The sequence below is a fragment of the Meiothermus hypogaeus genome (assembly GCF_003574035.1).
Classification (GTDB): Bacteria; Deinococcota; Deinococci; order Deinococcales; family Thermaceae; genus Meiothermus; species Meiothermus hypogaeus.
Genome location: NZ_QWKY01000097.1, coordinates 1 through 10,054, shown reverse-complemented (window position 1 = coordinate 10,054; position 10,054 = coordinate 1). Strand labels below are relative to the sequence as shown.

The following is a 10,054-nucleotide window of genomic DNA, read 5'->3' as shown; positions in this document are numbered from 1 at the left end:
AGCAAAAGAATCTGTCCGGCAAAGCAAAATCAAAACTGGTCAAAACCGTCAAAAGATAATGCCAGGTTTTCCTAAACCTTAGGTCGCAGGTTCGAGTCCTGCCGGGCGCACCAGTTCTGGACGAAAAAAATGTCGGGCTATATGGCTAGCCCGATAGTCCGTTTACGGCAGTTTTACGGTTTATGGATTCATGCTTTGGCCCGTGGTTGGGTGATACCAAATCTATGCAAATAATAATGCAAGCCGAGCAAAGCCATAGCCCTACACCCCCACCTGAGCCTGCCCACCTGAGCCTGGAAGAACTCGAACAGCGCTACCGTAGCTGCAAGGATGCCAAGGAGAAGATCCGCTGGCAGGTGATCTGGTTGTACGCCCAGCAGACCCGGGAGCACCGCCCCAGCACCCTGGCGGTGAGCCAGGCCACCGGGTTTAGCCAGAACTGGGTCTACAAGCTCATCCGGCGCTACAACGCCGAGGGACCCCAAGGGCTCATCGATAAGCACCGCCACAACCCGGGAGGGATCCCCAAGGAATGACTATCTATCTAAGGTTGGTATTATTCGTCCAATCAGTAAGGCTCGGACAAGCGCCACTGAATCAGTGAGAGCGACAGCCCGATGGCAATCACGCCCAGCGGAACCCAAATATCGCTGGTGGTGCCCATATTCACCACCAGATACCCCACCGTGACCACCGCCGTAATGAGTGCAGATACTTTGAGCAGTGCCGAGATAATCCGCTGGGTAGAACTGAGGGTTCTGATAGGGGCTACCGGCGGAACGGTTAGATGGCCTTGTGAGGCCGGAGCCGAGGGCACCGGAGTAGGTAAGGGCTCGGCCACAGCGGGCGCAGCGCTGGGTTTGGGGGAGCCATCATACGCCCAGATGGAGTCGCTGGGTTCATCGGGCAGGGTTTTGGGGGGTTCAGCGATGTTAATTTGCCCCGAGGGAGCGGGTTCAACCTCTACCGGGGCGGGCATTTCCAACGGGGTGGGGTTGGGGGGCTGGGCAATCGGTGCGCTGGGAGTGGCAACCGGTTCTTCAAATTTGGGGAACGGGGGGGAGGCCGGCGCTGCTGGGGCTTGCTCGACGGTTTTAGGGCGTTCGATGACCTGGGTGGGTTCAGATTTGGCTTTGAGTACGTGGCCCTTGAGCGACTCCAGAAAGAGTTTCAACTCGTCTTTCTGGAAGGCAATCGGGGCAATTTCCATCATGGTGCCCTGTTCGCCTACCACATCCACATTGCCGGTCTGTTTATTAACGCCAATGCGTTTGATCTGGGAAAGACGAGCGCTTTGCTGGGTTTGGTCATCCAGGTAAAACAGTTCTCGGCTGGTCAGTGCGAGAAGACCTCCAGGGCCTTCTAGCCGAGCAATAATGTCGGCCTGGGTCAGGTCTGAAAGGCGAGCTTCATATTTGCCCATGATTATCAGTTTACAACATACGCAGGATAGTCTGCTTGCATCCGACACGTAAAATCGAACAGATGGCGGTATAACCATGCCTCCCAGACATGAAAGTTGTCCGAAAAAGATGAAAAACCCTGCACAGCAAGGAGAAACCCGATGACATTTTCTACCCCTCTTCTCCTTGGTCACCGCGGTTCTCCCCGCCAGGCCAAGGAAAACACCCTCGAGTCCTTCCGGCTGGCCCTGGAAGCGGGCCTGGATGGCCTCGAGCTCGACCTGCACCGCACCCGCGATGGGGTTCTGGCGGTTTATCACGACTTCGAGTTTGAGGGACGGCCCATCAACGAACTGGACTGGCCTGCTTTGCAACGTCTGGCACCGTGGATGCCCCGCCTCGAGCAGGTTTTTGAACTGGCCGAGCAATTTCCCAAAGCTCGGCTCAACTTGGAGCTCAAAAGCCAGCCGGGCCCCTCGGATGGCCGCGAGGCCGCACTGGCCCAGGCCCTGCTGGCCTGGCCGCACCGCGAGCGGGCCTGGATCAGCAGCTTCGATCCCCTGGCCTTGATTCGCTTGCACCGGCTCAAGGTAGATGTTCCGCTGGCCTTGCTGTATGCCGAGCCCGAGATGGAAGAACTAATGCCCTGTTTGCCGGTGCAGGGGGTACACCCTTATTTTGCGCTCCTGAGCCAATCTGGGGTGGCTGAACTCAAGGCCCGTGGGCTTTTTATAGTGACCTGGACGGTCAACCAGGCGGCGGTCGCGCGCGAACTCCTGGCGTGGGGTGTGGACGGCATCATCGGTGACCTGCCCACAGAACTCCTGGCGGGTGGTCGCTAAATTTCACAACCCCTGGCGGCATTCTGCGCTACGCTTGAGCCATGCAAGGGATGCGTTTCAAACTCATTGCCGCTGCCGACCCGGATATGTTCCAGGATCGGCTCAACCGTTTTGTGGATAGCCTGCCTCCGGATGCGCTGATTGTGGATATCAAGTTTTCCACCTCGACCAGCGGCGCACAGACTATGTACGCCGCTTTGGTGCATTACAAGTCGGTGGAAGAGTGGACGGAGTAGGGAAGTCCGCAGCCGCTGTGCTAGGCGATTTGTAAAGCCTGTTCAATTCGCTGTAGTGCCAGCGGGATGTCCTCATCGTGCAGGTCGCGGTGGGTGACAAAGCGCACCCGGTTGGCGGCCATCGGATTAATCAGTACCCCCAGCTCACGCAGCCGCTCGGCAAAAGCGGGGGCCTGGGGAACCTGGGCATACACCATATTGGTCTGCACCGCTTGCATGTCTACCTCGAGGTGCAGGCGCAGCATCCCTTCCGCCAGGGCCCGGGCCATCTGGTGGTCTTTGGCCAGGTGCTGGGGGCCTTCGGTCAAAGCGATGAGGCCGGCCGCCGCCAGCACCCCGGCCTGCCGCATTCCACCCCCCAGCAGCTTGCGGTAGCGCCAGGCCTCGGCCCTGTACTCGCGGGGCATCAGCAAAAGGGAGCCGACCGGCGCCCCCAGCCCTTTGGACAAACAGATCGAGACCGTGCGGAAACCCCGGGCCAGCTCGGCAGGGGTGGTTTGCAAGGCCACTACCGCATTGAAGAAGCGCGCCCCGTCCAGGTGGGTGGGGAGTCCGGCCTGGTGGGCGACTTGCTGAATGGCCCGCTGAACCGCCAGGGGCACGACCGTACCGCCGGCGGTGTTGTGGGTGTTTTCCAGTGCGATCAGGCCGGTGGGGGCCTGGTGCACCGAGGTGTGAATTGCGGCCCGCACAGCCTCGGGGTCGGGTATGCCGTAAGGGGCTTCCACAATCCGGATGGTTCCGCCCGAGAGCACTGCCAGCGAGCCGGGTTCGTATTCATAAATGTGCGCCCCTTTGGGAGCAATCACCTCCTGGCCGCGCTTCAGGTGCAGCATCAGGGCGACCTGGTTGGTCATGGTGCCGCTGGGCATGAAGAGGGCGGCCTCGAGGCCCAGCATCTCGGCGGCCAGGGCCTCCAGGCGGTTTACGGTGGGGTCTTCTCCGTAGACGTCATCCCCCACCTCGGCCTCGGCCATGGCCTTGCGCATGGCGGGGGTGGGCCGGGTTACGGTATCGGAGCGGAGGTCAATCACGCGCATAGGCTCTATGCTACTCCTGATGGCCCGCATTCCCTACCAACCCCCAGACCTTGGTGAACCCCGTCTCGTTGTGGAGGCTATCCGGCAGCGTCGCGGGGGTCGACTCCTCAACCTGGATCGGATGCTCCTGCACAGCCCGCCCTATGCCCTGGGCTGGAACCGTTTCTTGGGTGCGGTGCGAGGCGATCTTGTCCTCTCGCCCAGGTTGCGTGAGCTGGCCATTTGTGGGGTGGCCGTACTGAACGGGGCCGAATACGAATACCAGCACCATGCTCCGTTATTCCTGCAAGCAGGGGGCACCCCAGCCCAGCTGGCGGCCCTGAGCAACTGGGAGCAAGCCACCACAGACGACAGGCGCTTTGACCCACAGGAAAGGGCTACGCTCCGGCTCACGTTTGAGATGACCCGGAATGTTCGGGTGGACGATGAGACGTTTGCCCTGGTAAAGGCCACATGGCCTGACCCTCGGCAGGTGGTGGAGCTGGTGGGGGTGATTGCGGCCTACAACATGGTCTCGAGGTTCCTGGTTGCCCTCGAGGTCGAGCCAGAGTGAAAGACGGGAATTCTCGAGCTACCCTAAAGCGACAGGAGCCAGGTATGGAACACCAATCCTATGCCTATGGTAAAAATCACTGGACTTTAGAGCCCGACCTGCCCCATGTTCTAAGCCACTTCTGGCGGGGTTGGCGGGCCCACGAAACGGAGCTGCAGCGCTTTGGTGCCTTGGCTGGGGGTGAGGCCTACCGCGTGGCCGACCACGTGGACAAAGAGGCCCGTCCGGTTCTGGTGATGCACGACCTGGAAGGCCGGCGCATGGACCGGGTGCGGCTTTCGCCGGCTCAGGAAAGCCTCAACCGCCAACTGGCCGCCATCAACCGTGCCCCCTACCAGGGGGGAAGCTGGCACCTGCACTTTGCCCAGGGCTTCCTGCTGGCCGACCCCGGCCTGTACTGCATCCAGACCATCACCAACGCCACCGTCTACGCCATCCACAAGTACGCCCCGCAGTTTGCCCCCTGGAAAGAAGAACTTTTGCAGGGAAAAGCCTTCGGAGCTACCTGGATGACCGAGGTGCAGGGCGGCTCCGACCTGGGGGCCAACAAGGTGCGGGCCGTGCCCGACGGGGCGGTCTGGCGGCTTTATGGCGATAAATACTTCTCCAGCGGGGCGGGCCTGACCGACTACGCGATTGTCTCGGCCCGCCCGGAAGGCGCCCCGCCCGGCCCCAAGGGGGTGGCTTTGTTCCTGGTGCCCCGCCTGGATAGCAACGGGACGCTCAACTACCGGGTACGCCGCCTGAAGGACAAGCTGGCCACCCGCGCGGTGCCTTCGGGCGAGGTGGACTTCGACCACACCGAGGCCTATCTGATCGGCAAGCCCGAGGAAGGTATTTATTACATCCTGGAAACCCTGACCCTCTCGCGCCTGGCCAATGCGGTGGGGGCGCTGGGTCTGGCCCGCAAAGCTCAGCTCGAGGCGCTCTTTCGCGCCCATTCCCGGGTGGCCTTCGGCCAGAAGCTGGTGGAGCACCCCCTCATCCGGCGCGACCTGACCGACCTGGCGGTGCGCATTGCGGGTGGGCTGGCCCTCACCTTCCGCGCGGTGGCGGCCTGGGAGGAGGCCTGGCTCGAGGCCCCCCCCTACAGCCCTCGCTACCACTACGCCCGCCTGCTGGCGCACCTGGCCAAGGCCCGCACCGCCGAGCACGGCACCTACTGCACCCAGCTCGGGATGGAACTATTCGGCGGGGTGGGCTTTGTGGAGGACTTCGCCATCGCCCGTCTGGCCAGAGAGGCCCTCATCACCCCCATCTGGGAAGGGCCGGCCAACGTACAGGCCCTGGACACCCTGGAGGTACTTTTCCGCAAGGGGGCCGCCGAGCCTTTTGTGGAGGAGTTTGCGCCCAGGCTCGAGGCTGTTGGCACCGAGGAGGCCCATCGGGCCCGCTCCGCGTTGCAAGACACCCTGGCCGGCCTGCGGGCCCTTTCCCCCCAGGAGGCCCAGTGGCAGGCCAAGGACGCCCTGCGCACCCTGGCCGATGCCGCTACCGTAGCTCTCCTGTACGACCTCGGCGGCGAGCGCTACGCCCAGCTGGCGGCCCTATACGCCCGACACTTCCTGCAGAAAGAAGAGTACCCGTCCTGGGCGATGCGGGAAAAAGCGGTCTGGAGTCTGCTTGATGTGCCGGTCTAGTCCAGCGCTTCCAGGCGCACCGGGTTGCTGTGAAAGGTCGAACCCTCGCCCATGTCGGTAAGGTGTTCCCCGGTGAGCCAGTTGATGCCCTTGCCATCGGGGGCCGACTGTTCCCACCAGGTGCCTTCCAGCACCACCGTACCCCGGATGGGGGCCTCGCTCACCCGTACCCGACGCACCACGGCGCCGTGCTGGGAGCGTATCCGCACCAGCGCCCCATCGGCTACTGCGCAGGCTTGCGCATCCCGGGGGTGTACCAGCAGTACGGGTTCGCCGCCCTGGCCCTGTACCAGGCGCTCGATGTGTCCGTAGGTGGTATTCAGGAAGTGCTTGGCCGGGGGGGTCATCAGGATCAGGGGGAAGTCCCTTGTGGGCTCGGTCAGGATCACCTGGGGTGGGGGGTCGAACTGTACTTTGCCCGAAGGGGTGGCTGCCCGCTCGGTGAAGGGGCGGAAGTCCGGGGGAATGTTGAGCCGCACGAAGCCTTCGGCCTTGAGCCGCTCGAGGGCGATGCCCCCCAACCAGGGGTGGTCGGTGTCCAGCAGCGAGCGGGCCAGGGTCTCGGCGTCCCAGTAGAGGGTGGGTTCCTCCAGGCCTAGCCTTTTGCCCAGCTCGGCAAAGACCCAGGTGTTAGGCCGTGCCTCGCCCTGGGGGGGCATCTGCGCCTCGTTCCAGGAGAGGTAGTAGTGGCCGTAGGCGGTGTAGAGGTCGGGGTGCTCCAGGAAAGTGGCAGCGGGCAGCACGTAGTCGGCGTAGCGGGTGGTCTCGGTAAGGGCCTGCTCGAGCACCACCGTAAAGAGGTCTTCGCGCAGCAGGCCTTTTTGCACCAGGTCGGAGCGGGGGGCCACTACCGCGGGGTTGGAGTTGAAGACAAACAGGGTCCGGATGGGGGGCTCCAGGGCCGTGAGGGCTGTGCCGAGCTGGGTCATGTTGACCCGTCGGGGCGGGGGGGTGCGCTGGGCCAGCAGGTGCTGCCCCCCCAGGTAGCGGCGGTTAAGGGCAAAGGCCCCACTGGTGCTCAGGAGGGCCCCGCCCCCCCGGTGCTGCCAGGCCCCAGTGAGGGCCGGCAGCAGAATGACCGCCCGCAGGGCCGAGGCCCCGCCGGGGTGGCGGGTCAGGCCGTAGCTGGTACGAATGAAACTGGCCCTGGCCTGGGCGAACTCGAGCCCCAGCCGCTCAACCGTGGCCGCTGGTACGCCGGTGACCGCCTCCACCCGCTCCGGTGTCCAGGCTTCGGCAGCTTGCATGAAAGCCTCGAAGCCGGTGGTCATGCGGGCTATGTAGGCCGTGTCGTGAAGGCCAGCTTTTACAATGGCCCGCGCCATTCCGTAGGCCAGTGCCGCGTCGGTACCGGGCCGAATCTTGACGTGCTCGTCGGCAAAGCGGCTGGTGAGGTTTTCGTAGGGGTCGATGTGCACAATGCGGGCCCCGTTCTGGCGGGCTTTCTTCAGGAAAGGGGTCAGGTGGGTGTGGGTGTGCAGGCTGTTGATGCCCCACAGCAGGATGAAACGGGCCTGGGTGACGTCCTCGGGGTCGGTGCCTAGACGGTCGCCGTAGGTGGCTACCCAGGCCGCCCGGCCCGCGGTGGCGCAGATGGTGGTCTCGAGTTCGCTCGCACCAATCGCCCGGAAAAAGGTGAGGGGGTGCTCGTACTGCATCAGGCCCATGGTGCCCGCATAGTAATAGGGCAGCACGGTCTCTGCCCCATACTGCTTTAAGGTGTCTTTCAGCCGAGCGGCAATATCGTCTAAGGCCGCCTCCCAGCTCACCCGCTCGAACCGGCCTTCGCCTTTCTGGCCCACTCGCTTCAAAGGGTACAGAGGCCGCAAAGGGTGGTGCTGGCGCTCGGGATAGCGGTAGGTCTTTACACAGGCAAAGCCCTGGGTCATGGGGTGACGGGGGTCGCCCTCAATTTGGAGGAGAGCATTGCGGGTATCGTCAATGGTGGCAATCAACGAGCAGGCATCGGGGCAGTCCAGGGGACAGGTGACGCGGGCTTTGCGCAAAGTCATGGAAACCATGATAAAAACCCTGACCCACTGCTGTCCATGCTGGGCTTACATTGGCTCTTTGTAAACTGATATCCAATGCGAGGCCGCCGCTGGCTGATCTATGCCACTGGACTCCTCTGGCTTCCGCTGGTCATGGCGGGGGGTTCGCTGCTTCTTACCCGGGCGGTGGCGGCCCCGCTGTTCATCGCCTACCTGAGCTTGTTTTGTCTGGTGGTTTCGCTGGTGTTGTTCTGGATGGGTATTGCAGGGCTGCTGCGCCGGCGGCTGCGGGTAGCCGACCTGCTCTGGTTGGGGTTGTATGGGGTGGGGGCTTTGCTCTATACCCAGCTCACCGGCGTGCTCAGGCCGTGAAGCGGGCGCGTTTTGGGCTTACAGCAGGGGCTGCAACCCGAAGTGCTGCACGATGCCTCGGGCGGCCTCTGCAGGCGACATTTCGCCGGTATTTATTCGCATGCTTTCCACAAAGGGAATGGCCTGCAAGGCCCCTTGCTCCAGCATCCACAAAAGCCGCTCGGGGTTGGTGAGCTTCTTGAGGGGTTTGCGCTCGGGGCTTTGGATTCGCTGCAAAAGCACTTCGCGGGGGGCTTCCAGCTTGACGAACCGGGGCTCGATGCCGGATGCTTCGCAGACTTCCAACACTTGCCGGATAAACTCATCGCTGCTGGGCGGGGTATAGACGAAGGTGAAGATGAGCCCCTTCTGCCCCATCTGGGCCATCTGCTTGAAGGTAAAAAGCCGCACCGCTCGCAGGAGTTGTACGTACTCCGGGCTGCCCCACTCGAAGAGCTTAGCGGCGTAGTCGATGGAGAGGTGATTGTCGAAGACGGGGTAGCCGGTGAGCCGGGCGAGTTCCCTGGCCACCGTGAGTTTGCCCACTGCTGCCGGGCCGTACAAGAACAGCAGCTTCATGGGGTTTCCTCCATATACGCCACGATGGCCTGGGCGGCCTGAGCGGGGCTTAGTTCGTCGGTGTCTATTTGCAGGCTATCGGCAAAGGGCACCGGCTGGAAGAGTTCGTATTCTTGTAAGAGACGTTCCAGAACCTGCACATTCCGTAGCTTTTTGAACTGGCGGCGCGATTCCTCTTCAACGCGAAGGAGCAGAGTTTCGGGTTTGCAGCGTAGTTGCACAAACACGCACTGCCCGCCGCCGGCCTCGACAAAGGCCTTAATTTCCTGCACGTAGGTATCGTCATGTTGTGCGGCATACACAAAGGTCGAGATGAGGGAAACGTCTTCCCGCAGGGCCAGTTCCAGGATTTGAAAGCGCACCTTGCTAACCAGCTCGCCAAAGGGCGGCGTACCCCAGGCAAACACGGCTTCGGCCAGGTCGTTGAGGAGGTGGTTGTGCAGCACCTTGTAGCCGGTAAGACCTGCCAGGGCCTGGGCCACGGTGAGCTTGCCGACGGCAGGGGGGCCGTAGAGAAAGACCAGCTTCATGGGCCGGATTTCTCCCGTAACTGCTCGGCTAGCACGGCCCCGTAATGGAGCCGCATCCACTTGATCCGGGCCAGACATGCATTACCCAGTTTTTGCGTCAGAGTCTGGTGCAAGAACCCAATGGCGGTAGCCGATAAAGAGGCCATGATCGGCAACCGCCTTGCCGGGCTGCTTTGCCGCAACAACTCAATTTGCAGCCGTACCACTTTGGGGTCGATGTTGGAAAGCCCCGCCATGAAGCCAGTTTAGCGCAGCGCCCGCCCGGCCAGCAGCACGGCCAGGAGCGAAACCCCCAGAGCCGCCCCCTGGCCCCACAGTGCGCTTTCCCCAATAAAGGGCGGGTACACCAGCCCCGCCACCGTGCCCCCCAGGTAAAAAGCGGCCACATAAGTGCCGCTCACCCCGCTACCGCCCTGCCCCGAAACCCCGCCCGCAATGGCCTGGGCAGTAAAAATGCCCGCCATCATGAGCACAAACCCCACCAGAATCCAAAAGGGTTGGTCGGGAAGCTGAACCAACAGGCCCAGCGCTGCCACCCCAAAGGCCAGCCGAAAAGCCTGCACCACACCCAGCCTCTTTACCCAAACACCGGCCAGGGCGCTGCCGGGAATGCCCGCCAGGTAGGCGAAAAAAACTCCCCCAATCTGGCCTTGCGACAAACCCAGGGCCTCGAGGCGGTAGGGCAGCAGGTTGGCCACAAAAAAGTTGACAAAGAGCAGGGCAAAGCCCAGCGCATACAAGGGCCAGGCCGACAGGGTGTAGCGGGGGGCGGGCAGGGCCAGACGATCGCGCTCTCGCAGGACGAAAAAGGCAATGACCGCCACCGGCAGCGCCAGTAAAACGATGGCCAGGCGCTCGCCCAAACCCTCGGCCAAAAGCCCCCCCAGCC

General features: G+C 62.7%; 12 protein-coding genes and 1 pseudogene. 6 read left to right on the top strand and 7 right to left on the bottom strand.

Going from position 1 to position 10,054, the window contains the following annotated elements; all coding sequences use genetic code 11:
- Positions 1-224: 224 nt before the first annotated feature.
- Positions 225-536 (top strand): helix-turn-helix domain-containing protein, encoded by a 312-nt coding sequence (locus tag Mhypo_RS15860; protein WP_170148331.1) that lies wholly within the window; start codon positions 225-227, stop codon positions 534-536.
- 32 nt (positions 537-568) lie between these two features.
- Here the strand turns inward: Mhypo_RS15860 and Mhypo_RS15855 are convergent, their stop codons facing one another.
- Positions 569-1,423, bottom strand: coding sequence for a hypothetical protein (locus Mhypo_RS15855; RefSeq protein ID WP_119342236.1), 855 nt, complete (start codon positions 1,421-1,423; stop codon positions 569-571).
- 141 nt (positions 1,424-1,564) lie between these two features.
- Between Mhypo_RS15855 and Mhypo_RS15850 the strand changes: the two genes are divergently transcribed.
- On the top strand, positions 1,565-2,245 hold the full coding sequence (locus Mhypo_RS15850; protein WP_119342235.1) for a glycerophosphodiester phosphodiesterase: 681 nt from the start codon (positions 1,565-1,567) through the stop codon (positions 2,243-2,245).
- Positions 2,246-2,286: 41 nt separating this feature from the next.
- A complete protein-coding gene (locus tag Mhypo_RS15845; RefSeq protein ID WP_119342234.1) occupies positions 2,287-2,481 on the top strand; it encodes a hypothetical protein in 195 nt (64 codons plus the stop codon).
- A 20-nt stretch (positions 2,482-2,501) separates the two neighbouring features.
- Here the strand turns inward: Mhypo_RS15845 and Mhypo_RS15840 are convergent, their stop codons facing one another.
- Entirely contained in the window at positions 2,502-3,521 is a 1,020-nt protein-coding gene (locus Mhypo_RS15840; protein WP_119342233.1) for a threonine aldolase family protein, read from the bottom strand.
- Positions 3,522-3,528: 7 nt separating this feature from the next.
- On the opposite strand from Mhypo_RS15840, the gene Mhypo_RS15835 reads away from it, so the two are divergent.
- Both Mhypo_RS15835 and Mhypo_RS15830 read left to right on the top strand, forming a co-directional pair.
- Complete coding sequence (locus Mhypo_RS15835; protein WP_206074941.1) at positions 3,529-4,074, top strand: carboxymuconolactone decarboxylase family protein; 546 nt, start codon at positions 3,529-3,531, stop codon at positions 4,072-4,074.
- A gap of 44 nt (positions 4,075-4,118) precedes the next feature.
- Complete coding sequence (locus tag Mhypo_RS15830) at positions 4,119-5,714, top strand: acyl-CoA dehydrogenase family protein (protein ID WP_119342232.1); 1,596 nt, start codon at positions 4,119-4,121, stop codon at positions 5,712-5,714.
- Here Mhypo_RS15830 and Mhypo_RS15825 read toward each other — a convergent pair.
- Positions 5,711-7,726 (bottom strand): molybdopterin-containing oxidoreductase family protein, encoded by a 2,016-nt coding sequence (locus Mhypo_RS15825; protein ID WP_119342231.1) that lies wholly within the window; start codon positions 7,724-7,726, stop codon positions 5,711-5,713. The two genes, Mhypo_RS15830 and Mhypo_RS15825, sit on opposite strands and share 4 nt — an antisense overlap.
- 75 nt (positions 7,727-7,801) lie before the next feature.
- Here Mhypo_RS15825 and Mhypo_RS15820 point away from each other — a divergent pair, with 75 nt between their 5' ends.
- Positions 7,802-8,077 carry a hypothetical protein gene (locus Mhypo_RS15820; RefSeq protein ID WP_119342230.1) on the top strand — a complete coding sequence of 92 codons (276 nt, stop codon included), beginning with the start codon at positions 7,802-7,804 and terminating at the stop codon, positions 8,075-8,077.
- Between the two features lie 18 nt (positions 8,078-8,095).
- Here the strand turns inward: Mhypo_RS15820 and Mhypo_RS15815 are convergent, their stop codons facing one another.
- From Mhypo_RS15815 to Mhypo_RS15805, 4 genes and pseudogenes are all read right to left on the bottom strand, one after another.
- Positions 8,096-8,635, bottom strand: coding sequence for a P-loop nucleotide/nucleoside kinase family protein (locus Mhypo_RS15815; protein ID WP_119342229.1), 540 nt, complete (start codon positions 8,633-8,635; stop codon positions 8,096-8,098).
- Positions 8,632-9,165 (bottom strand): AAA family ATPase, encoded by a 534-nt coding sequence (locus tag Mhypo_RS15810; protein WP_170148330.1) that lies wholly within the window; start codon positions 9,163-9,165, stop codon positions 8,632-8,634. The genes Mhypo_RS15815 and Mhypo_RS15810 overlap by 4 nt, the downstream gene beginning before the upstream one ends.
- On the bottom strand, positions 9,162-9,401 hold the full coding sequence (locus Mhypo_RS17965; RefSeq protein ID WP_147075423.1) for a hypothetical protein: 240 nt from the start codon (positions 9,399-9,401) through the stop codon (positions 9,162-9,164). The genes Mhypo_RS15810 and Mhypo_RS17965 overlap by 4 nt, the downstream gene beginning before the upstream one ends.
- Before the next feature lie 9 nt (positions 9,402-9,410).
- Positions 9,411-10,054 (bottom strand): annotated as a pseudogene (locus Mhypo_RS15805) (MFS transporter); the annotation flags it as partial.